The sequence below is a fragment of the Mesorhizobium sp. LNHC229A00 genome (genome assembly GCF_000502415.1).
Lineage (GTDB): Bacteria > Pseudomonadota > Alphaproteobacteria > Rhizobiales > Rhizobiaceae > Mesorhizobium.
On sequence record NZ_AYWQ01000025.1, the window covers coordinates 31,871 to 53,228 of the forward strand.

Here is a 21,358-nt window from a genome sequence, read left to right on the forward strand (position 1 = left end):
TGGTCTAGGCCAGAGGCCTGGAGTTATCGCGCGCACCTTGCTGGATAGCGGTCCGGGTTGCGGCATCCGCCCTGGCTACTCGCGAAGATCGAAAACTGTTTGTCGCGAGCTGCCGGGCGCCCCGAGCGGCGCGGCCTGCGGCCCATCGCGCGCCGGAGTAGCGCACGGCATTCCTGCCGAACGTCCCATATGAGTAGCGAGCGCCCATGGTGCTGAGATACCCGCCGCCATTCAGGATCGAAGCAATCGAGGGTATCTGCATGAGAACGTAGATGCCGATGATCGTCACCAGCACCAAGGGCAACACCAGCGACATTTTGCTGTCCATGGTTGCTCCTCCGGACGTGGCGGTGTTCAGCGCCGCATTGACGAGCGAGAAGTAGAAGCCGAGAAATCCGTAGATCAGGATTTGCTGGATCATCAGAAAGGTGGTGAGCGAAAGGAAGCCTTCGCTCATGCGCGAGGACCAGCGGTAAAGCCAAAGAATTATCCATATCGGCGCCAGAGCGAGCGTGATGAACAACATCACCTTGGCGGCGATGATTGCGGCAATGGCCAGCGCTGCGAAGATGATGGCTGATAGCAGAACGAGCAACGACAAGAGCGCGCCAAAAATGTCATAGAAGGATCCGCTGTAGACCTGATTGGCGACGTCCTGCGCCCCTTTGTAGAGATTGTCGATCAGCGCTGGAATTGCCGCCTGATCGCTGAGCTGGTTGCCGGTGGCTCGCGACACGGCACCAACGATCACCTTACCGACCTCATCCGGAATGCTTTGAACGAGCTGGTAGATCGTCGCGGAAAATGTGCCCCATCCGGTCAGCAGCAGATAGATGATGACGGCGCGGCCGAGGCGATAGGCCGCTTCGAGCGGCGAAATCGACTCTCGCCCGTTCAGGATCGAATAGCCCCACCACACGATATAGAGGGTGAGCATGAGGCTGAAGACGTTGCCCATCGCATTGCCCAACTGCATATAGACGGTGCGGACGAAGTCCTCGCCGATGTTGTCAATGCCACCGAGAATGCTTTCGGCAAGACCGTTCATGGATCCTCGTCAACGATACTGGCAAACGGGGTCGAATTGACCGGCTTCAGCGCGCCGCAGTTGTCGGCATGGGCATACGCCAAAGGCCCGCACGGCGCTTTCAGTTCGCGATTTGCGCATCCGAAAAGCGCCGTGCCGAGCCCAATCACAACGCATATGCGCAACGCTCGCCTCGACAAGCGCCTAGCCTCCGCTCTTGCCGAATTCCGCGAACGGATTGACGTTGCGCGGTGTCATCATCTTCTGCACCTGGCTCTGGCGAAGAAGATCTCCCTTCAGCTTCTCATTCAGGGCCGCGACCGCGCCGTTCTGGACGCCGATCAGTTCGTTGACCGCACGTGCGTTTTCCAGCTGCATTCGCGTGTTCTGGTCCACCGAACCCTTGACGTCCTGCGACTGCCCGATCTGGCCGCTCGCTGACTGCAGAGACTGTTGGCGCTGGGTGACGCCCTGCGAAGCCTGCGAGGTCAATGCGCTTAGCAGCGAGGCCACATTGACGCTGCCGCCATACGCGGTGTTGACGGCGCTCGTCTCCTTGCCGGCAATCTGCTGGAGCTGCTTCACCAGCTGGAGCCCATTGATGACCGCGCCGGCGATTTTCTGGATTTCGGGCGAAAGGCCGCCAAACGAAAGAGCCCCGCCGTTCAGGATCGATCCGAACGACGGCGCCTGGGCAATCGACATATTGCCGCCAAGGCCCATCTGCCCGATCCCGAGCGAACCGTCACGACTGCCGCTGAGAGCCTGCAGGATCTCCTCGCTCTTTTTCAGGATATCCTTGTTCGAATCCATGATGGAGTTGGTGTTGTCCGCATTCTTGCGGGCGACATCGAGATTGGCGCCATCAATGACGGCAATCTGTGCGTGGGCCGTGCTTGCCCAAAGCGCCAGACCGGCAGCAATCGCGAATTTTTTCATGTCAGCCTCCTATTGCTGTAGAGAATTGATCACGCTGGCAGCGCCGGCAGGATCACTGGTGATGATCATCGAGCGGCTGTCGGCCGAGTTTGCCCCCGCGTTCTCAAGTGCGCATGGTAGCCACCGGCCGCGATCGATCCTCAACCGCTCCAATTCCGCAGGATCACAAGAGAACGGGTTTGGAGAGCCGCTCTTCGGCTGTTGCACCAGCTTGGACGACTGCGATGCCTGAACATTCTGCAACGATAGAAGTTGGGCCAGCAACGTCGTAAAATCCCCCGCCTGGGCGAGGTACTGGTTGGTGACATCGGCGTTGATCCCACGAGCCGACGAGTTCAGCTCCCAGGCGTCCTTGTATTCGGTCACCTGGCCAACGTTGCCCGCCAGCGCGTCGATTGCCGCGCCGTTGGCGCCGATCTGCGATGAGCTTGCATCAAGGCCGCCAGCCGCCTTCCTCACCGTGCCCATGGCGGCGTCCTGAGCCGTGCCGCCTGCGCCGTCGGCCGTTACGATCGAGAATGGCGGCGGCGCGGCGGCCGGAGCCTTGCCGCTCGACACATAGTCGTTGAAGTAGCTGTTCCAGCGGCCGACGCCGCCGGCCCATTGGTTCTGCTCGCCTGCGTTCGATCCGTTGTAGAAGGAGGCGAGACAGCTGTAGTTCGTCGCCCCGCATTGCTTCACACCCATTCCGAGGTATTTGACGCCGCCTTCGACATTTTGCTCGTTCACGTCGCGGTCCAGTCCCATGGACTTGCCGGTGCCCTTGGTCAGCTGCATGACGCCTTTGACGCCGGTGTGGCTCCCGGCGCATGTGTCGAAGCGCGATTCCTGATAGGCGACGGACAGTGCTAGGCCTTCGGGCACGCCGTATTTTTGCGAATAGTAGCGGATCATCTTCACGTTGCCCGCGTCGCGCTGCAACGCTTCGGCAGGCGACCGGCGAAACATCTGTGAGCGGTATTTGTTCGAATAGGTGCAGACGACACTTTTTTTCTTGTCGGTTTCGTCCTTCTTGGCCTCATCCGACTTCGTGCTGTGCTGCTCGTCCTCTTGCCGCTTGTCGAGGTTCGGCCCGTCGATCACCGCGATCTGAGCGACCGCCACGCTCATGCTTTCCGCCGTAGCGAGAGCCATGACCAGACAAGCGCTGCTAAGCCGGTTCGTCATGCTCGTTCTCCCATCCGCAGAAGTATGGCAGCCACATCTCTGGCTCGTCGCCGAAGGTCTCCCGGAGCCGTGCGCATTCCTTGCTGTTGGCTTCGTTCGAGGACAGGACCTTGATGAGATCGGGCATCGCCGACAAATCGAGCTTGGCCACGATCGAGTCGCTGTCGTGCTTGACGAGGAAGGTGCGCGTCTCCTTCGCGGTTCGGCGCACGAACTCGAATTCCTTCGCCGTCAGCGAGAAGCGCTCCATGTAGGATTTGTTGCTCGCCTTAGGGTTGGGGAAGAAAATGTTGGTCTTCGTTTGCTCGATCAGTGACGACGAGATGGAGGAATTGACGACGTCTTCCGCTGTCTGCGTGCCGAAGCCCACCACGCCGTTGCGGCGACGAATGGTCTTCAGTGTCTCGTTGATGAAAGCGGCGAAAACCTCGTCGTCCAGCAACTTCCAGCCTTCATCGAGGAAGAGCATGATCGGCGAGCCGTCGATGACATCCTCGAGACGGTGAAAGATGTAGAGCAACGCCGCCGAGCGCAGCTTTCGGTCGCCCAGGATCCTGGTCATGTCGAAGCCGACGACGGGTTTCGAGAAATCGACAAGATCGATGGGATTGTTGAAAAGCCAGCCTCTGTCCTTCGGGTCGAGCCAAGGCTGTATCCGCGCCGCCAGATCGTTCATGCCGGGCATAAGCGAGCCGCGCAGCACTTCCGGCAGCAGGTCGAAGGTCCGCTGTTCGCGCGGGATCTTGTAGATCATGTCGACGGCGGCGTTGATGACGCGCATCTCCGCCACGTCCAGCGCGCCGCCTTCCGGCGTTAGAATGTAGATGAGCAGATCTTCCAGGAAAGAACGGTTTTCTGCCGTGTCATCAATCTGCAATGGCGCGAACCCCGTCGGCTGGGAAGGTTCCATCACCTCATAGCGACCGCCGAGCGCCCGAACGAAAATTTCAGCACCGCGCATATAGTCGAAATACACACATCGCGGCCTTGGCATGATGCGCATGGCCTGCGCCATTAGGAACGACAGCACGACAGTCTTGCCCGAGCCGGTCGGGCCGAACACAGTGAAGTGCCCGACATCGTGAACGTGGAAATTGAAATAGTAGGCCGTCTGGCTGGTCGTTTCGAGCAAAGCGATGGGCCGTTTCCAATGGAGCCGCTCACGTTGGCCGGACGGGAAATTATGTCCTGAGAAAAGACCGGCGAAGTTAAGCGACGAGATCAACGCACGTCGCGCGATGTAACTGAAATTTCCCGGCAATTGCGCCCAGAAGGCCAGTTCCGTGTTCAGTGTCTCGCGAACCGGCACGATCGACATGCGCGAAAGCTCCGCCGTAACGTCGGATAGCGCACGGTTGAGCCCGGTTATGTCCGGTGCCAAGGCCATGACGCTCATATGATGTTGCCCGAAGACCACTTCGCCGCCGGCCAGCTTGTCGGCGCCGTCGTGTACGGACTCCTCGACCGTAGTGCCTGCCTCGTCGGAACCCTCAACTTGGTTCGCGATGGTGTTGATCCTGCGCATCGCGGTTACACGATCTTCGATCGCGAAACTCTGCGTGAGGACAAACTCATGTGGCAGGCGCAAGAGACCGTCCAATGAGCCCGGAGCGGTGAAGGGTGGGTATTCTTTGATCGACACCATGGCGCCGAGTTTGCCGGCGTCCGGCCCGCGGAGTTCCAGCGCGGACTTGCCGAAAAACAGCTGTCGTGTCGCCAGCACATCACCAAGGCTCATGCGCGGCAAAGGCATTTCCACGTCGACGCCCCCGGCGAGGATCTTCGCCACAAATTCCGCCGGCTCGGAAAAGAAGCTGTCGCGGCGCTTCACGACGCCGAGAAGACGCGCACCATACGCCGTGAAATCCTTGACGGCGCCGTCGAGAACGTCATGCAGTTCGGCGGCCGCCTCTTCGCGGGTTTCTTCGCCCGCGGTACTGATGCGGAACGCGTTGAGAGCCTTGTCCACCCAGCCGACGCGGCCGACCATCGGTCGGCGTATGACCGCCAGATATGCCTCGTTGACGAACAGGTTTTTCGCCCCAAGCTCATCCATGTAGCGGGCGTCGAGCTCGGCCACGAAAGGATTGTCAAAGTCGCTTTCGATCTCCGGCGTCACGTGGCGGCGGATGATCGTCGTGTAGACGGCAAAGCGAGAGGTCGAGAGATTGCGGAACGTCGTGTTGCGGTTGAACATGCGGCTGTTCAGCTCGGCCTGGTCCATCGTCTGGAATGGCAGGCCACTGAGCTGGATGACGCCGACAAGAAAGCCGCTCTTCGTGACGACCAAATTGTCATCGACATGGCGAAGGTAAGGGATGTGCATCGCCGCGGGCTTTTCGCGGCGGCGTTCACGGCCAAATTTCAAGTCGGCATCGAGGCTCATGGCGAATAGCTCCTCGCCCCCCAGAAAGTAAGGTTCGCCACCGCTCCGCGTTTGGAGACGCGCCGCTCGAAAACATGAAACATGTAGGGATCGCGCTGGCACAGATATGCGCTTACCAGATGCACCACGCCGAACACGCCAAGACCGAGCATGAAGCTACTCGTGGCGATAAAGCCGATCACCGCCAAGATGCCATTCAGGGCAAAAACTTCATATCGCACCCCCCATTTCATCGGGGGGCGTGTCAGTGGCAGGCTGACCGGCTCGACATAGACCTCCTCGTCGCCCATGTCTCAGCTGCCTCCGGCCGTCGCGCGAACCGCATCCACAAGCTGGGCGGCGCCGAAGATCAAAGCGATGCCGATGATGATGGAGAAAGCCATCATCCACGCCAGCCGGCCCGTCATGGCCAGGAAGCCGAGAAAACAGACCGCGATGATGGCGAATGAGCGCGCGATGTTGCCCTGCAGAACTCCGACGAACCACTCCAGCACGTTTTCGACTGGCGCCGCCGACTGGGCATACGCAGTGGCTGGCGCGAGAGCTATTCCGACCGCCGAGGCCAAGGCCAGTTTCAGGGCAAATTTGCCCGCTTTCCTGTATTCCACCCTTGGCTCCTTTCAGTTGCCGAGATCCATGACATGACCATCCTGCCAAGCGTCCTCGCTTGCTGGCGGAGCGGCCGCAAGCGTCTCGGATTTGGTCAGGGCGGACTTCTTCACCACACCGCCGAACTTCCAGCGGTTCAGTATTTTCACGACATATTCCGCCGTCTCCGGATTCACCGGAATGCCCTGCGCCTTGTAGACGCTGTTGGGCCCGGAGTTGTATGCCGCCAGCATCAGCAGCGGATCCCCGAATTCGTCATAGAGTGACTTCAGGTAGCGAAGGCCAGCCCGGACATTTGCCTGTGTATCGCAACGGTCGCTGACCCCTAGACCGGCCGCCGTGCCCGGCATCAGCTGCATGATTCCCAGGGCTCCGGCTTTTGAGCGACCCTGACTGGCGCCGCGATCGCTTTCGGCCCGTGCAATTGTCTCGGCCAGATCGGCGTCGAAGCCTTCCTCTTGCGCGATTGAACGCACAAGTCGGGAGACCTCGGCCCGATTTACGGTCTTACACTCCCCCGGCCTTTGCGCCCCGGCCGCGGCAAGAGCTTGCGCCGGCGTTGCAAAGGCGATTGCCACGCGGTCTGATGCCAGGTCCCGGCCGTGCGCTGGCAACGCCAACGTGGCGCCAAAGAGCGTGAGCAGAAGAGCGGATCGAGTGTTCATACTGTCGCCAAAATTTAACACTTTACTATGGCTACACGCAGCCCTAGTAAAGTGTCAACACGATATCGATCACAAGGACGGATTTCGATGAAACAGACGGCCCTTTGCACGGTCTTGCTGCTCCAGGGCACCCTGGCTTATGCTGCTGGCGCCGACGCCCCGAGCGCCTTCGCGCAACCCTCGGAGCACTACCTGCTCCAGTTTGCGAAGCCGGGCCAAAAGGTGTTCGTCTATGAGCGCTACGATGCGAAAGGCGCGCTCTTTCAGCGCGATGCGGCCGCTCTCATGGGGCCAGTTAAAGTGCCGTCGGCGACCGAGCGCGTCGTCAACGGCGCGACATATCGGCTGCGCGGCCTTGTCGCCTGCCCAAAACCGAAGATTGCGTACAAGACGCAGCAGTGGGACTGCACGAAAGCCGCGCAGGACTATGAAGGGGCAATCTACAACGATCGTGCATCTGTAGTGCTTTGCAAAACACTTGTGCTGCAAAGCAGGAAGGGTGAGCCCGACGCTGTGTCGTGTTTCTCTCTCGTGGGTGCGGGCAATGCAAACGACCCGTACAACGTCGCGTACGACGATGACGAAATGGTTTTTTTCGACATGGCGGCGATCGGACGCAACAAGGACGGCAAGTCGCTGCGCCCCGATCTTGAGCATTCCGCCGATCTCGGTGGACAGTTCCAGGAATGAAGCGGGCGAGCTTCGCAGTGCTGACCGTATTTGGTTTGTGCGCATCGGCACAGGCCCAGGATGCATCCGAGCCTGCCGTGCCAACGCCCTTCGCGGTATCGAAATCGGCTCAACTGCTGACGGGAGATACCTGGCGTGACGGAGATCACCTTTTCCGCCTCTATGGCGTCCAGTCATGTCTTCGAGGCACATCAGCTGAAAAGCCAAGTGGGAACAAAATCGATTGCGGGAACACCTCGCTGGCGCACCTTGCTGCGCTATTTGATAGCGCGGCGGTTACATGCCAGCCAATCGGCTACGCCCTGGACAGGGCGGTTTTCGTCGTGTGCGGTGCGCAGCTGAATGGCGAAACAATTGACGTCGGCACCGCGCTCATAGCGACCGGGTACGCGTTTGCCGGAACGACAGCGAAGGGCAAAGCCGTCAATGAGAACTACCTTGTCGCGGAAATCAACGCTAAGATGAAACGTGCAGGTTTGTGGGGCACAACGTTTCAGCATCCTGTGCAGCTGCTGCTAAACAAGCGTTCGGAGAGACAACAATGAAGCACGACGATGATGCGCACAGATATTACTATCCCGTGGAAGGACGCACTGACGGCGCCATCGGCGATGCTGTCGCTCTCATCGCGATCATCTTGGTGCCGGCAGGAATCTATGCGGCCTGGAATACCGTGGCCTCATGGATTTCAGCGCTCTTCTCCTAGGACTGCAGTTTCGCAAAAGAACCGAGCAACGCGCGAAAATCGTCGACATCAACCTCGCACCAGTCGTTCCCCAACAACCGCCGGAAATAAGCTGCCTTCATTTTCATCTCAACGACATCGGCCACCGGCGCAGCGGCCGCGCGCCGACGCGCGATAGCCTCCTCCGCCATGACCGAATCCAATCGCCGGCCGATCAGAGTCGCGTCCGGCCCTTCGGCCCTCAGCCATCGCTTGCCGAGACGTTCAACCATGGCGACTGCATGACGATGCGCCGCGAGCAGATTCGCGACCCCATCGGACTCTTCCATCACTCCGTTGTTACAGACCACTTGAATGGGCATCGACCGGCTCCACGCGCATGACAATTCGTAAATGATACCCGGGGAGGCGAGAAAAATAGGGATGGGTTCATCCTCTGCTTCTCGGGCTCCCGAAGCCCTGGCTTCCGCTACTTTTCGCTCATGCGGTCACACTACCCTGCCACCAGACAAACGTTTCAGATTGTAGTCGAAATTGCCCTTGGCCGGCGGTTTGCGAAACATCTCCCACGCAGCGACCGTGTTCAGCCTCTCCAGCGGGTCACCCGTCATCCGATCTTCTCCCGTGCCGGCCAAAATCGAGTCGATAAAAACGTTGATTGAGGACGAAGGCACGATAGGATACGAAGCCTAGCGAAACGGAACGAAACTAGAGCCTATAAGTTGTTGTTTAGGAACGGAAAGTTATTTCTCCCTCCGCCGAGAGACGGGAGTGATTTCAAAGAATTATTCAAACGACTGGCGGCGGCGGGTGCGGGTCGACTGTTGGCCAAAGACGGGTTTCCTGCTGGCCCATGGACGCCCGAGCTCCTTGCAGAGGCGATTTCACTGATTGATTCCAACCGGGTTGGGGTCGATCTGCGAACGGTGCAGCTTTGGTTTCAAGAGAACGAGAAGGGAATTAGCATTGCCAACATTCGTTGGCTGGCCAGGATTTTTGGATGCGATGATCCGGTCGCAACTAGCGAATGGCAGATTGAGCTTAGTGAGGCGCAATCGCGGTTATCGGCCAAGAGACGAGAATGGAGGAGGGCCGGAAGCAGCGTTGCACAGGAGATTCCAGATACGGCACCGACTGCGCCCTTCGATGACGAGACAGACTCCCCGGTAGAGCTGACACTGGATACTGACCCCAAGGGGCCGAGCCGGCGTTTTAGTTTGGCGAGGAAATCGGAGGCGTTTTTTAGTCGCGGATCTCCCCTGAATTTACCGACGTCGGTGTTTGCGGGCGTCACCGCTCTTGGGTTTTTGTCGTATCTTACGGGGATTCACAGCGTGACGTACGACCGGGCGGATGGCGTCGTCAAGCAGGTTGGGTTTCTTTGGACAGCGAATTGGACATTCGTCTTCATGGTATTTTTGCCACTGTTTTTTGCCTTCGTGACCGAGTTGGTGACCTTTTGGAAAGACGGAGGCCGCCCAAAGCTTGTAGCGCAGGGCGACAGGATTAAAAGCGATGATGCCTGGGCTCGCACCGTACAAGCTTCTTCGTATTCATATTGGGCGGTTTTTTTGATTTGTGTGGTGTTCGCCGGTCTTTTCCAGTGGATCGGCGTGTCTTTAATCCCGTTGCTCAAAGGTGGTGGCAACTATGCGACGGATTGGGGCTCGTTAGCGATTGTGCGCCCTGAGGTTATATCGGTGCCGGAAGCAATCGTTTTCACGGGGCTCGCTTACCTGTATATGTGCCTCTGTTTTTATCTGTTCTTCGTAGGCCTCATTTTGCTTTATACGGTGATCCATGATCTTTGGAGAATTGGAGAAGCAGCGAGTAATCGGCCGGAGGTGGATTATCGACACGAGCTCCATGAAGCCAGCATCAGGGTTATGCGTGCGATTTTTCGGTGTACTGTTTTGGGGCTTCTGATCGCCATAGTCATGAAGCTCCAGAGTGCTTACCTGACATCGCGTGGAGAGAATATTGTGTCTTGGTTGGTCGGCGATATGTCTTCCGCCTTTTATGAGCGCAATGATGTGAGCGCCGGGATCATCTACCGTAGGCCGACCCATTACAGTAGCCTTCTTATCGCTATTTCGACCTGTGTTGTATTTCTGTACGGCTCCATCCGTTTAGGTGTCGAGCGTCGGTTTTGTATGTCTTTGTGGAGGATGTCAGTGATCGTAGCGTTACTCGCGGCTAGCTATTTGCTGATCGATGCATTTTCTGGCTTTTCGATCCTTCTGGGCGTTGGAGTGCTGTTCGCAATATACGGCCTGTTTGATCCAGGGTTGGGGCGAGGGCAAGCGAGTAAGTTAGGAAACAATCAGAGTGTATCATAGTTGGCTTGATCGTTGGGATGAGCAGCGGGCGCGACGCGGTGAGGAAGGGAAGAAACCAACGGATTTCGCCCTTGACGCGGAACGCGCCTTTCCAGGTGCGAAGAAGATAAAAAGTATCGAGGAATTCTGTGCCCTTGCGGACCAGGCCGTAGCTGATCCAGCCTTTTTCGATGACCCGAATGTGAGTGATCAGGGGTTTGAAAGGCTAGATGGGTGGCTCAAATTTCCATCGGACATTTCTACTGATATCGAACAGAACAATGTCGTCTCGGCGAAAATCACAGAAAGCCGGTCGTTCGATCAGACGTTGGTGATTTTTCACCATTGGAATGCAAGCTCCCGGAATCGTCAGATTGCCAATTTTTTCTCGCAGCGTGGCATCACGGTTGTCGAGATTGCTATGCCTTATCACTTCGAACGCAGCCGTCCCGGCTCCGTGCACGCCGACTATATGCTTAGCCCTAATCTCGGTCGAACGATCCAATCTGTAAGGCAGGCAGTGTTTGATGGGCGGAAACTCATACGTTGGTTGAAGATCGAAGGCTATCGAGAGATTTCGGTTCTCGGTATGAGTTTAGGCTCCTGGGTTGCGGGGATGGTCGCGGCGCACGACTCGGCTGTGTCAAAAGCCTCGTTGTTTCTGACGGCCGGGAGTCTAGCGGATATGGTTTGGACGGGTCGCGCGACACGATTGATACGTGATAGCCTTGAGCCTGAGATTGAGCTGACCGATCTCAGAAGGGCCTGGGGTCCACTCAACTTGGAGAATTACGCACATAGTTTGGCGCGGCCTGATCTCGATCTTCATGTCGTGTTGGCTAAGAGAGACAAAGTGGTGTTGCCAGAGCTATCGGAGAGGTTCATGCAGAGGCTGAAGGACGCCGGAGCTAGGCCAAATATTTTGAAATTAAACTGTGGTCACTATTCGCTCGCCATGCCGCCTTACATTTTATTGGCCGGTTTGAGCTTGAAACGGTTTCTGTCGCGTGCTGTCAAGTCGGCCCGGCGAGCATGAGTTTGGCATTGGCCGGTCGTCATCCATGTCAAAGTCCTGTTATCACTCCCGCCGCTAACAGCCGACGCTGACAGCAGCGGCCCGACAGCCGCGGCGGGGGGCGCTAGTCGGCCGCCGGGCCTGACCGGCAGGGCAAAGGAGCGACGCCGGCGCTCGGCGAATTATAGCCCTTTAGGAACACTCGTGGGGGGCGAGGTGTCGGCTCTGCCAGGCGGGTTCTTTTCGGAAAAGAGGAAGGTCGCCGGATCAAGTTTCAACGCCTTGGCGATCGCCGCAATCGTGTCCACGCTGATATTGCCACTCGCGCGTTCGAGTTTCATGTATGTCGCCTCCGCCACGCCGATGAGCTCGGCCATCTCATAGCGGTGCAAATTACGTCGTTGTCGCTCAAAATCGATGATGTGCGCCAGCCGCTTGCGGATCGCATTGTCGTCCAACCGATGCGCCCAATCCGGAACTTTCTTACTGCCGGCGAGCAGTCCTGCGAAAGACACTTGCAAGCCGTTTGCCATGACCTGGAGCGTCGTCAATGTGACATTATTTTTCTGACGCACAGTCTGAATGTACGTTCGGTAGGCGAGTTTTTCGCCGTCGGCGATCCGAAACAGTTCGGCCATGTGCATATGGGATAGGCCGCGTCTGGCTCGCTCCCGCTCAAGGGTCAGGGCAATGTTGGCGCGCAACGGGTTGTTGACCACGCCTCCGTCGTCTCGTTTCATAAATCGGTGTAGTCGCACAAACCTGCCTTTTCGACCTGTCCTTTTTCGCTCGGATCGTCCATAGTAAACTGTCAAATCCGCAGCGAGGAAAAGGCTATGACCATACTCAAATTTCTACTGGGGGGTGCCGTCGCCATCGCGGGCGCCGCAGCTCTTCCATCCCAATCAAAAGCGTCGGAATGGGGCTGTCAGGTCCTCCTATGTCTTTCCGGCGACTGGCAAGGCACTCCCTCTTGCCACCCGCCAATTTACAGGTTGATTGCGGCGATGGAAGCCCCGGGTTTCAATTGGCCGACCTGTCCGCAAGCCAACTCGAGCGCGGCGAGATTTGAGAAGTATGGGGATTGTCCGTCTGGCTGGCAAGCAGTTGGCAGCTCCGAATCCGATCGGCCGGGCTTAGGTCAAGAACGGAACATCTGCCGCCTCGCGGCTGATAGGCTCTCCTTGCCCCTCGTTTTCAAAAACACCGCCCTCGGCGGGCATCACGGAGACGGATCACGTCAGGTCCAAATCGAAATCGACGGCAAGGCGGTTGCGGCAACAATCCAGACCGCGGGGAACGATCGAGGGCATTCCATTGGTAATGGCCCGACCTACTACACCATCCCTCGACCGATGCGCGGAAAGCCCTGGTTCATCGAGTATGATGACGCGAACGGCGTGCGCCAGAAAAGCTGGTTCAATCTCAACATGCCATAAGCCAGGCCATCACGTAGGGCGAGGACTATGAGAGCCACAATTCAGGGAGGTTTGTAGTGTTCAAGGCGCTTCTCCTGTCCGCTGTGATTTTGAACACAGGCGCAGTGTTGACGGCGGCCGGCCAGAGTGACAGGCCGCGATCAAGCGTGGACAATCCTATGTGGCCCGCTTCACTGAGATGGGACTGCAAGACCGCTGCCAAAATCGTGTGTGAGCGTGATGGCAGTTGCTCGGTGGCTGAGGACCACACCGGATTTGTGCTGAACTACGGCAGCAACGAAGCTGAGTTCCCGGCCAGCAATGTCAGGATCAAACGCCACTATCAACAGACCGTGCAGGCAAGCCCTTTGCAGCAGGAAGTGAAGGTCGAACTGGCCGACAATCGGGTTCTTTGGCTGACGGCTGTGGATGCCAGCCGCACTTATTCGGAAGCGTGGGTCGGCGCACTGAGCGAGTTGAAGGGTGGCGCGGTGCTGATGGAATCCGAGGGCGTCTATTGCATGCCGCATAAGTGAGTGCGCCGAGAGGGCAGGCGAGCAAGGGCGATGTGGTCTGACCGGGGCGCCGACCCCGGTGTTTAAGAAGTGTTCTGAGTATTCCGTCCGATTTTATCGAGAGGTGATGTGACGGTAAGTAATATCGATCTATCGTATCGAGATGTAGGGCAGGAGTAACTGCAGCTGCACTTCATGTTGTTCCTCTGTATGACTGGAACGAAGACTTGAGAAGCACCATGAGTACTTTGCATAACTGGGAAATATCAAATTATAACTGATGAAAGTTGCGTAATCTATGTTATGGAACTGTGAAAAACACTTCAACATCAACAACCAAGCTGGCGCTAGCCGACAAGGTCGGTTTGTCGCCGACCCCATGGCTGAATACGGCTGCGCAAGCTGGAACAGGCCGGTATCTTCTCGGGCCATCACGCCAGAATCGCCATGCGTTTGATTGCCCCTGTTGCCACCGTGCTGATCGAGGTGACTCTCGCGAGTCACCGCCAGGACCGATTTCGACGGCTTCGAACGCGTCATTCGCGGGGTCCCGGAGATAGTTGCCTGCTGGTCGGTGGCGGCGGTATTGACGCTGAAATAAGGTGATGGTGCCCCGACGCCGACGCCTGTCAGCGGCTGGTCGATGCCTTGTCGAGCGTGATGTCGGCATCGACCGTTGTCCTGCGGGCCAGTTCCCCACTCACAGGCCGCCACTCCAGTCGAGCACCACGAACGGCTCCTCGATCTCTCTGTTGAACAGCGCGCTATAGACTGTGGACGGTCGCTAGGATTCTGGCTTCGGACCAAGCCATCGACCGGGACACGGCCCTCCGACAGCCATTTCAGCGCCTTGGCCAGACCGGTATAGGTGCTGTGGGGGGCGTTATTGTAGCCATCATATAGTTCCTCCCACACGAAGGCCCTGGCGAGGACCGGAACATCCCATTCCCATCCGCTGCGCAGAACGACGAAGTTGAAGAATACCGCATGGAGGATCTCGTGGGCTAGAATTCCCGTGTTGGCTTTCCACGGAACACCGACCAACACGACCTCGCCACGCTTGCGCACAACTTTGCAGGCATCGAGCACGGCTTGTTCATGCCCCGAGCAATCAATGACCAAGGCGATCGAGCCAGCATAGGCCGACGCACCGGCGCGGGCCTGCCTTTTTGTGATGACCTTACCTCCTTTGCTATGTTTAGCACGCCGACTTAACAACTCGCGTAGCTGATGCCGCAATGTGTGCGTTGCCCAATCCGGCCGAACGAGGCAGTCTGTGGATTCGAGGCATCGTCTCGGCTCTGCGAATGCCGCCGTATGCCAAGCCACCACACATGGCGTGCTCCGACGGTCTGCCTTAACGGGCAAAGCTGGCTCGGCCTAACGGGGGCGAGGTCCAGCGCTACGCCATCAGGTTTGACCAGGCACGCGTTGGGATACCCCGTAAGCATCTTCGAAAGATCGACCGCATCGCGTATCCGCGCATCGTCGTGTGCCTACCAAATGGCGGCCCCTGGCGGAAAGTCATTGGACAGTCGAGGCTCGGGAGTTTGCGATCGTGATCATGAAGGAAAAACAGCTTGGCTGAGTATGATCGCCGAGGCCAAGAAGGCTTGGGATCCGACTCGGTCCCGCCATGTCTCTCAAAAGATCAACCGATAACAGCGGCAATCGACTATGGCGCGTATGAGTTTCCCAAGACGAGCTTCGCGTATTCTTCCATTTTCTGTACTGAAGGCGGTATCCTGCCTCTGGCGGCAACGTGGTCGGCAAGCTTTTGGAGGCGCATAAGTAGCTTTCCGTTCTGCATGAACGGATGCCTGAACACCGGAATTGGCTTTGCCACCGAGATATAGGTGCGCCGTGCGCCTTCCAGAAGGCCTTTCGATAGCTCGAGGTCCAACAGCAAACTCAACATCATGTGCGGCGCGGTGAACCATCCGAAGGTAGTGCTCCCAAGTGAATAGGCGATCACCGCAATCCGATTTGGATCACGTTTAGTGCGGTAAAACTCGAGTGGTTGGATTACATGTGGATGATGACCTAAGATAAGATCCACTCCCGCCTCGACCAGGGCATGGGCGGCTTCAATCTGGCTCTCTCGGGGGAAGAACTCGAATTCCCACCCCCAGTGAAGCGAGCCTACGATGAAATCGCAGCCCCGCATTTTGCAATCCGCGATTTGGCGCTTCAAGAGCTCTAGCTCGGGAGCGACATGTTTGGAGCAGAGCTTGGCAACATGAATGCGATGCCTTTCGTCGGGTGGCAGTTGGAATTTCCGGATGCCGAACGCGGCAGAAACGAAACCGATCTTGATACCCTTGATGGTCAAAATGGTGCCGCGACCGTGCTCGTCAGCATGCTGCGGTGTTCCAGTATTGACGATTCCATCTTGCTCGAGCAGCTTCTGTGTCGTTTCCAAACCGGCGAGATCGAGATCAAAGGTATGGTTGTTTGCCGTATTTAGAACGGTGAAATGTTTGTCTCTGTGGCGGGTCAACGTCAAATACTGCTCTTTTGTGCAGCACATCGTAAATGAGCGGCCATCCCCCAGCGCTTTGTTGACCACATCGTCCTTTGCAACCACGGACTCGTAGTTTGCGAAAGAGAGATCTTTCTCGAAAAGCACGTCGGCTACATTCGAGAACAGCACATTTTTTGACCGATCAAGGCCTTCCGCTTGTATCAGGTCGCCCGCGACTCCCATGGAAAGCATGCACTCGGTCGCGAAGCCACTAGGCAATCTTAGGACACTGCTATCACGGCGCTCTAGGAGATCAGCGGCGCCCCTCTCCGGCTTGGTAATTGGCCTTGCGCTTTTATAAAACCAATAGACCTCATCGCGAAAGCCGAACTCAGCACCATCGGTAGCAGCGTCGGCAAGCGGAACATCCCAGTAATCAAGGAGCAACGCACCTCTTGCGGCAATTTCTATCAACCGTGCGTCGGGCCTATAGAATTTGTACGGGCTTACCGGAAGCTGGGGGACTATCGAGCTCATCAAAACGTCTCCGATCACCATCGAACCGGTGTGCATTGAGCGGGGGTGGGGCTAGCGGCGTGCAACGGCTTTCGGGGATGTTCGCGCCGATAACAACGGGCGCCGGGATAGCGCAGAGGCCGTCAGCCATCTGCGCACGCCACAGCCTTCTCACTGGTGACGAACCCCGCTTTTCTTCGCCGTCCAGGCGGCGAGGTAGTCCATGAGAGCAGGAGAGAGGCAGTCATAAGGCTCCAGGCCGAGATCTTTGAATGTGGCGCGTATCCCGTCCATTTCCGATGGGTCAACGCCACCTTCGATGATGGAAGACACAAAGGCGGCGAACCCTGGCTCGGGCCATCTGTTGTTGTCCAACAGCTCAGGATGGATGAACGACAAGCCCTGGAAGGCATGCTCGCGCTCAACCGGACCATGCATGTGCGTGCCGCACGCATTACATGCATGGCGCTGGATTAGCGCTGAACGATCAACCACAACCAGTTTGTCACTATTCTCGATTACGGAGACGATCTCGCTCGGTGCGACCGCAACGACCGAGAATGCAGCACCCTCTGGCTTCCAGCATTTGGTACATCCGCAGACGTGGTTATGAGCAATACCGCCTGACACTTTTACTTTCACAGGACTGTCGGAACACTTGCAGGTGAGAATCCCACCAGCGTTTTCGCTGTTCCCTTTGCGGACGCCGTTCTGGACAGATGGGTGAAGAAGTCGAGCGCTCATATTTTCCTCCTGCTTGCTGCAATGTGCAGTTTGTTCCCATTTTCAATAGACAATTACCGAACGGATCGATTTGCCCTCGTGCATAAGATCGAATGCCGTGTTGATCTGTTCCAAGGGCATTCTGTGCGTGATAAGATCATCGATGTTGATCTTGCCCTCCATGTACCAATCGACGATCTTCGGAACATCTGTGCGTCCACGGGCCCCGCCGAAGGCAGTGCCTTTCCAAACGCGGCCAGTGACGAGTTGGAACGGCCGCGTGGAAATTTCCTTGCCTGCTTCTGCAACGCCAATGATGATGGATTCACCCCATCCGCGATGACAGCATTCAAGGGCCTGACGCATAACTTCAGCGTTGCCCGTCGCATCAAACGAGTAATCCGCGCCGCCGTCGGTTAGATCCTGGATGGCTTGTACGACCTTGTCGTTGCCAACCTCCTTGGGATTGATGAAATCGGTCATGCCGAATTTCCGGGCAATTTCAGCTTTGGCAGGGTTCACATCGACACCGACAATCTTGTCGGCGCCAACCATGCGTGCACCCTGGATGACATTGAGACCGATGCCGCCGAGGCCGAAGACCACGACGCTCGATCCGGGCCTCACCTTCGCGGTGTAGATCACGGCTCCGATGCCGGTCGTAACGCCGCAGCCAATGTAGCAAATCTTGTCGAAGGGCGCGTCTTCGCGGACCTTGGCAAGCGCAATTTCGGGCAACACCGTGTAATTGGAAAAGGTCGAGCAGCCCATGTAGTGGAAGATCTCACCGCCATCGCAGGAAAACCGTGTCGTCTTGTCAGGCATCAGCCCCAGGCCCTGCGTGGCTCGAATGGACGTGCAGAGATTGGACCGCTGTGAAAGACAGGTTTTGCACTGGCGGCACTCTGGCGTGTAGAGCGGAATGACGTGATCGCCTGGCTTCAGCGTCGTGACTCCGGCGCCGACCTCTCGAACGATGCCGGCACCCTCGTGACCTAGAATGGCAGGAAATTTTCCCTCGGAATCTAGGCCGGAAAGCGTGTAGGCATCAGTGTGACAGACGCCGGTAGCCACGACTTCGACCAAGACCTCCCCGGCCCTGGGCCCGCCGATCTCTACGGTTTCGATGGAGAGCGGCTTGTTGGCATTCCATGCAACTGCTGCTTTGCTCTTCATGAATAGGGTTCCTCGAATTCAATTCGTCTCGACGCAGGCCCCGCCGCATGGGCAATCAGCGGCACGGTCACGACGCCATGCGTGACCGCGTTGGGCGCGTCAAAAGGTGTGGATCAGCGGTTTGTGCGATAAGATCCTCCGAAAGATCTGGCTGATCGGCAAGGACCTCGCGGATCGTCTTGCCGGACGCCAACACCTCCTTGGCCAGTTCCGCGGCGCGCTCATAGCCGATCGTTGGCGTAAGCGCGGTTGCAACCGCGGTGCTGGCTTCGAGATGCTTGCGGCATGTCTCGGCATTGGCTGTAATGCCCGTCACACACTTCGTCCGGAGCACGTCGATGGCATTGGTCAGAAGCTCAAGTGAATGCAGGATGTTGTAAGCGATAACCGGCTCCATGACGTTGAGCTGCAGCTGCCCAGCTTCAGAGGCAAGCGTGATCGTGAGGTCATAGCCAATGATCTGGAAGGCAACCTGGTTGACGACTTCCGGAACCACGGGATTGACCTTGCCGGGCATGATTGACGAACCTGGCTGGAGGGCCGGAAGGTTGATCTCATTGAGGCCGCCACGCGGGCCGCTGGAGAGCAGCCGCAGGTCGTTGCAAATCTTCGAAAGCTTCGTTGCAGTTCGCTTCAACATTCCCGAGAAGAGGACGAACGCGCCGGTATCCCAGCAGGCCTCGATCAGATTTCCGGCCGCCACGATCGGCAGTCCGCAAATCGAGCGCAGTTCGGCGACCGCTTCGGCTTGATAGTCGGGGTTGGTGTTAATGCCCGTTCCAATCGCCGTTCCCCCGAGGTTTACTTCCAGGAAAAACGCGCCGATTTCACCGAGGCGTGCGACATCCTCGCGCAGCGTGGCGGCGAACGCCTGGAACTCTTGCCCCAGGGTCATCGGAACTGCGTCTTGTAGCTGTGTTCTGCCAAGCTTAATGACGCTTGAGAACTGCTGCGCCTTCTCTTCCAGGTCGCTGGCGAGCTGGTCCAGGGCACGTTGCAGCGTCCCTCGCGAGAGCAGGATCGCTAGCCGGATCGCTGTCGGGTAGACGTCATTCGTCGACTGGGCGAAGTTTACATGGTTATTGGGGTGTAGCTCATCATACCTTCCGCGTGGCAGTCCCATGATCTCAAGGCCGCGGTTTGCAATCACCTCGTTGACGTTCATGTTGGTCGATGTGCCTGCGCCGCCCTGGAACACGTCGAGAGGGAACTCTCCAAGATGTTTGCCGACAATGAGTTCCTCGCATACCTGGCAAATCACATCGGCTTTGCCTGCGTCGAGGTCACCGAGTTTGGCGTTTGCTCGCGCTGCCGCCATCTTCACGCAGGCGAGCGCCCGGATGAGGTTCGGAAAATGATTGATCGCTATCCCTGAGATTGGAAAGTTGGCGATTCCTCTCGCTGTCTGCGGCCCATAGTACGCCGCCGCTGGGATGCTGACCGGTCCAAGTGAATCCCTCTCGACCCGTTCAACGTCTGGAGCGCTGGTCAAATACGTCTCTCCTCGGTGCGGACCGCCGGAATAGGCAATTGATCAAGCTTCCGCCGTTTTCTGCTTGCGAAGGGGCCGATAGGGAACAGCCCTCGGTTCAGGCGCCACGGGCCGCAGAACACTAGGCCGCCCTGGGCGACTGGCCGGTTGTCCGGTTTCGAGCTCCGATGACCTCTAGGAGGCGATCAACGTCCGAAGCATTGTTGAACATGCCGAACGAGACCCGAATCCCGTCGCGCTCTGGAGAGACACGCACATCGACTGACGCGAAGTGGTCCATCCATTGATCAGCCGGGAGCGCGGCCACATAGATATGGGGCGCCCGAAGAGAGCGATCGCGGGGACCCACCAGCTCGACATTGAGCGCATCCAGTCCGGCGATGAGCCTGTCACCCAGATCAAAACAGTGCGCTTGAATGTTGTCGATCCCGATTTGCGCAATTAGATCGAGAGCGGCGTCCAGGGCGTGGATGGCCGGCAAGTTGAAGTTTCCGATTTCAAATCTTGCGGCGGTTGCCGCTACGGCCAAATCGTTCGGGCGCGCGATGAAGTCGGAGGGAGGATTGTTGAGACTGATTGCCGAAAGATAAGCCGGCTCCAACTCAGTTCGCGCGCGATCCCAGTAGAGAAGGCCCAAACCTTGCGGGACGAGTAGCCCTTTGTGCGTACCGCATCCGAAGAACGTTGCGCCTACCTTTTTTGCATCGATGGGAACGACGCCGACCGCCTGCATGATATCGATAATGAAATAGAGGTTCTTTTCCTTGCACAGCCTGCCTACGCTTTCGATGTCAAAGCGATGTCCGGCATGAAAGGTCACGGACGACATCGAGATGGCTTTGGTATTGGCATCAATCTGGGAGTGGAAGCTTTCGCCGTTGATGATATCCGCCATCTCAATGAAGCGAATTTCAATGCCCTTCTTTTTGAGGTTCAAGAACGCGTATGCATTGTTCGGGTGATCTCCATGGATCATCAGGACGTTGTCGCCAGCCTTCAGCGGCAATGCATTTGCGGCAATGTTCATTGCCTCGGACGTGTTCTTGGTAAAAGCGATCTCCTCTGCAGTCGCGTTGAGGAGGGTCGCGAGCTTTGCCCGCGTCGCCTCCATGCGCTCGAGCCATACGGATTTCGGCCCGGCTGTCTCGTAGCTTTCGTTGACAAAGGATTCGAGGGCTTGCTTCACGGGTGTCGACATTGGCGCCTGGAAGCCAGAGTCGAGATAGGTCATTTTCTCGACGACAGGGAACAACTTCCTCACCGCCTCAACATCATAGTATTGCTTCATCTAGATCTCCGACTGGCCACCCACGCTGCTGGCGGAGTGAGCCACTTCCACATCCGGGCGGAGACCAAACTGCCCCCTCGGCGCCTCGCGCTGCCAATGCCGGCAGCGATGGTCGGAGCATATTCAAAAAGACGTGCCGGTCTACCGGAATATCGTTATTTGATTTTATTTATTCCGATATTTGATAATTATATATCATTGGAATAGGTCCGGCATTGACCCTCCTCCCCACATGCACAGGCCGCGATCGCAGAACTGGCCAGGC

At 57.5% G+C, this 21,358-nt stretch carries 22 protein-coding genes and 1 pseudogene; 8 read left to right on the plus strand and 15 right to left on the minus strand.

The annotated features are described in order from the left end of the window. Positions 1-4 precede the first annotated feature (4 nt). The 7 genes from X742_RS142765 to X742_RS01000000170815 form a co-directional block, all read right to left on the minus strand. Entirely contained in the window at positions 5-1,048 is a 1,044-nt protein-coding gene (locus tag X742_RS142765; protein WP_023774984.1) for a type IV secretion system protein, read from the minus strand. Between the two features lie 183 nt (positions 1,049-1,231). After that, positions 1,232-1,966, minus strand: a complete 735-nt coding sequence (locus X742_RS142760) for a type IV secretion system protein (RefSeq protein ID WP_023774986.1) — start codon at positions 1,964-1,966, stop codon at positions 1,232-1,234. Between the two features lie 9 nt (positions 1,967-1,975). Then, entirely contained in the window at positions 1,976-3,133 is a 1,158-nt protein-coding gene (locus X742_RS142755) for a lytic transglycosylase domain-containing protein (RefSeq protein WP_084569671.1), read from the minus strand. After that, positions 3,117-5,519: a VirB4 family type IV secretion system protein gene (locus X742_RS142750; protein ID WP_023774988.1), complete on the minus strand. Its 2,403-nt coding sequence runs from the start codon at positions 5,517-5,519 to the stop codon at positions 3,117-3,119. Before X742_RS142750 ends, X742_RS142755 begins: the two co-directional genes overlap by 17 nt. After that, positions 5,516-5,809, minus strand: coding sequence for a VirB3 family type IV secretion system protein (locus X742_RS02790; protein ID WP_023774989.1), 294 nt, complete (start codon positions 5,807-5,809; stop codon positions 5,516-5,518). The genes X742_RS142750 and X742_RS02790 overlap by 4 nt, the downstream gene beginning before the upstream one ends. Positions 5,810-5,812: 3 nt before the next feature. After that, a complete protein-coding gene (locus X742_RS142745) occupies positions 5,813-6,127 on the minus strand; it encodes a TrbC/VirB2 family protein (RefSeq protein ID WP_023720448.1) in 315 nt (104 codons plus the stop codon). A gap of 12 nt (positions 6,128-6,139) precedes the next feature. Next, positions 6,140-6,793 carry a lytic transglycosylase domain-containing protein gene (locus X742_RS01000000170815; protein WP_084569672.1) on the minus strand — a complete coding sequence of 218 codons (654 nt, stop codon included), beginning with the start codon at positions 6,791-6,793 and terminating at the stop codon, positions 6,140-6,142. A gap of 87 nt (positions 6,794-6,880) precedes the next feature. Between X742_RS01000000170815 and X742_RS142740 the strand changes: the two genes are divergently transcribed. Genes X742_RS142740 through X742_RS1000000174360 form a run of 3 tightly spaced genes read left to right on the plus strand, consistent with a single transcriptional unit; the run spans position 6,881 to position 8,189 of the window. Then, complete coding sequence (locus X742_RS142740; protein ID WP_023774991.1) at positions 6,881-7,483, plus strand: hypothetical protein; 603 nt, start codon at positions 6,881-6,883, stop codon at positions 7,481-7,483. Beyond that, entirely contained in the window at positions 7,480-8,028 is a 549-nt protein-coding gene (locus X742_RS01000000170820; protein WP_023774992.1) for a hypothetical protein, read from the plus strand. The genes X742_RS142740 and X742_RS01000000170820 overlap by 4 nt, the downstream gene beginning before the upstream one ends. Next, the gene (locus X742_RS1000000174360; protein WP_023774993.1) at positions 8,025-8,189 is read left to right on the plus strand and encodes a hypothetical protein; all 165 of its coding nucleotides are present in this window, start codon (positions 8,025-8,027) and stop codon (positions 8,187-8,189) included. Before X742_RS01000000170820 ends, X742_RS1000000174360 begins: the two co-directional genes overlap by 4 nt. On the opposite strand, the gene X742_RS142735 is transcribed toward X742_RS1000000174360, so the two are convergent. Both X742_RS142735 and X742_RS1000000176630 read right to left on the minus strand, forming a co-directional pair. Further along, on the minus strand, positions 8,186-8,530 hold the full coding sequence (locus tag X742_RS142735) for a hypothetical protein (RefSeq protein ID WP_031248582.1): 345 nt from the start codon (positions 8,528-8,530) through the stop codon (positions 8,186-8,188). The two genes, X742_RS1000000174360 and X742_RS142735, sit on opposite strands and share 4 nt — an antisense overlap. A gap of 126 nt (positions 8,531-8,656) precedes the next feature. Then, positions 8,657-8,779 (minus strand): hypothetical protein, encoded by a 123-nt coding sequence (locus X742_RS1000000176630; protein ID WP_023774995.1) that lies wholly within the window; start codon positions 8,777-8,779, stop codon positions 8,657-8,659. 114 nt (positions 8,780-8,893) lie between these two features. Here X742_RS1000000176630 and X742_RS142730 point away from each other — a divergent pair, with 114 nt between their 5' ends. Next, positions 8,894-10,507 carry a hypothetical protein gene (locus X742_RS142730; protein ID WP_031248583.1) on the plus strand — a complete coding sequence of 538 codons (1,614 nt, stop codon included), beginning with the start codon at positions 8,894-8,896 and terminating at the stop codon, positions 10,505-10,507. Next, complete coding sequence (locus X742_RS142725; protein WP_023774997.1) at positions 10,497-11,522, plus strand: alpha/beta hydrolase; 1,026 nt, start codon at positions 10,497-10,499, stop codon at positions 11,520-11,522. The genes X742_RS142730 and X742_RS142725 overlap by 11 nt, the downstream gene beginning before the upstream one ends. 161 nt (positions 11,523-11,683) lie before the next feature. On the opposite strand, the gene X742_RS142720 is transcribed toward X742_RS142725, so the two are convergent. Continuing rightward, positions 11,684-12,220 carry a helix-turn-helix transcriptional regulator gene (locus X742_RS142720; protein ID WP_245275638.1) on the minus strand — a complete coding sequence of 179 codons (537 nt, stop codon included), beginning with the start codon at positions 12,218-12,220 and terminating at the stop codon, positions 11,684-11,686. Positions 12,221-12,337: 117 nt separating this feature from the next. On the opposite strand from X742_RS142720, the gene X742_RS0138660 reads away from it, so the two are divergent. From X742_RS0138660 to X742_RS1000000176175, 3 genes and pseudogenes are all read left to right on the plus strand, one after another. After that, positions 12,338-12,940, plus strand: a complete 603-nt coding sequence (locus X742_RS0138660; RefSeq protein ID WP_031248584.1) for a hypothetical protein — start codon at positions 12,338-12,340, stop codon at positions 12,938-12,940. A gap of 56 nt (positions 12,941-12,996) precedes the next feature. After that, positions 12,997-13,455: a hypothetical protein gene (locus X742_RS142715; protein WP_023774999.1), complete on the plus strand. Its 459-nt coding sequence runs from the start codon at positions 12,997-12,999 to the stop codon at positions 13,453-13,455. A gap of 266 nt (positions 13,456-13,721) precedes the next feature. After that, positions 13,722-14,111: pseudogene (locus X742_RS1000000176175) on the plus strand (Lrp/AsnC family transcriptional regulator); the annotation flags it as partial. A 998-nt stretch (positions 14,112-15,109) separates the two neighbouring features. Here the strand turns inward: X742_RS1000000176175 and X742_RS142710 are convergent. The 5 genes from X742_RS142710 to X742_RS142695 form a co-directional block, all read right to left on the minus strand. Beyond that, positions 15,110-16,435 carry a CapA family protein gene (locus X742_RS142710; protein WP_084569673.1) on the minus strand — a complete coding sequence of 442 codons (1,326 nt, stop codon included), beginning with the start codon at positions 16,433-16,435 and terminating at the stop codon, positions 15,110-15,112. A 150-nt stretch (positions 16,436-16,585) separates the two neighbouring features. Further along, positions 16,586-17,158: an S-(hydroxymethyl)glutathione synthase gene (gene gfa / locus X742_RS0138665; protein ID WP_031248586.1), complete on the minus strand. Its 573-nt coding sequence runs from the start codon at positions 17,156-17,158 to the stop codon at positions 16,586-16,588. Positions 17,159-17,200: 42 nt separating this feature from the next. Then, on the minus strand, positions 17,201-18,313 hold the full coding sequence (locus X742_RS142705; protein ID WP_023775003.1) for an S-(hydroxymethyl)glutathione dehydrogenase/class III alcohol dehydrogenase: 1,113 nt from the start codon (positions 18,311-18,313) through the stop codon (positions 17,201-17,203). Positions 18,314-18,380: 67 nt separating this feature from the next. Next, positions 18,381-19,805, minus strand: coding sequence for an aspartate ammonia-lyase (locus X742_RS142700; RefSeq protein ID WP_031248587.1), 1,425 nt, complete (start codon positions 19,803-19,805; stop codon positions 18,381-18,383). A 121-nt stretch (positions 19,806-19,926) separates the two neighbouring features. Then, positions 19,927-21,093 carry an aminotransferase class V-fold PLP-dependent enzyme gene (locus tag X742_RS142695; RefSeq protein WP_023775005.1) on the minus strand — a complete coding sequence of 389 codons (1,167 nt, stop codon included), beginning with the start codon at positions 21,091-21,093 and terminating at the stop codon, positions 19,927-19,929. Positions 21,094-21,358 lie beyond the last annotated feature (265 nt).

Coding starts and splice junctions, on each gene's coding strand:
- X742_RS142760 (WP_023774986.1), bottom strand. CDS start 1,966: ATGAAAAAATTCGCGATTGCTGCCGGTCTGGCGCTTTGGGCAAGCACG.
- X742_RS1000000174360 (WP_023774993.1), top strand. CDS start 8,025: ATGAAGCACGACGATGATGCGCACAGATATTACTATCCCGTGGAAGGA.
- gfa (WP_031248586.1), bottom strand. CDS start 17,158: ATGAGCGCTCGACTTCTTCACCCATCTGTCCAGAACGGCGTCCGCAAA.
- X742_RS142735 (WP_031248582.1), bottom strand. CDS start 8,530: ATGCCCATTCAAGTGGTCTGTAACAACGGAGTGATGGAAGAGTCCGAT.
- X742_RS0138660 (WP_031248584.1), top strand. CDS start 12,338: ATGACCATACTCAAATTTCTACTGGGGGGTGCCGTCGCCATCGCGGGC.
- X742_RS142695 (WP_023775005.1), bottom strand. CDS start 21,093: ATGAAGCAATACTATGATGTTGAGGCGGTGAGGAAGTTGTTCCCTGTC.
- X742_RS02790 (WP_023774989.1), bottom strand. CDS start 5,809: ATGGGCGACGAGGAGGTCTATGTCGAGCCGGTCAGCCTGCCACTGACA.
- X742_RS1000000176630 (WP_023774995.1), bottom strand. CDS start 8,779: ATGACGGGTGACCCGCTGGAGAGGCTGAACACGGTCGCTGCGTGGGAG.
- X742_RS142740 (WP_023774991.1), top strand. CDS start 6,881: ATGAAACAGACGGCCCTTTGCACGGTCTTGCTGCTCCAGGGCACCCTG.
- X742_RS01000000170820 (WP_023774992.1), top strand. CDS start 7,480: ATGAAGCGGGCGAGCTTCGCAGTGCTGACCGTATTTGGTTTGTGCGCA.
- X742_RS142710 (WP_084569673.1), bottom strand. CDS start 16,435: ATGAGCTCGATAGTCCCCCAGCTTCCGGTAAGCCCGTACAAATTCTAT.
- X742_RS142705 (WP_023775003.1), bottom strand. CDS start 18,313: ATGAAGAGCAAAGCAGCAGTTGCATGGAATGCCAACAAGCCGCTCTCC.
- X742_RS142765 (WP_023774984.1), bottom strand. CDS start 1,048: ATGAACGGTCTTGCCGAAAGCATTCTCGGTGGCATTGACAACATCGGC.
- X742_RS142750 (WP_023774988.1), bottom strand. CDS start 5,519: ATGAGCCTCGATGCCGACTTGAAATTTGGCCGTGAACGCCGCCGCGAA.
- X742_RS142755 (WP_084569671.1), bottom strand. CDS start 3,133: ATGACGAACCGGCTTAGCAGCGCTTGTCTGGTCATGGCTCTCGCTACG.
- X742_RS01000000170815 (WP_084569672.1), bottom strand. CDS start 6,793: ATGAACACTCGATCCGCTCTTCTGCTCACGCTCTTTGGCGCCACGTTG.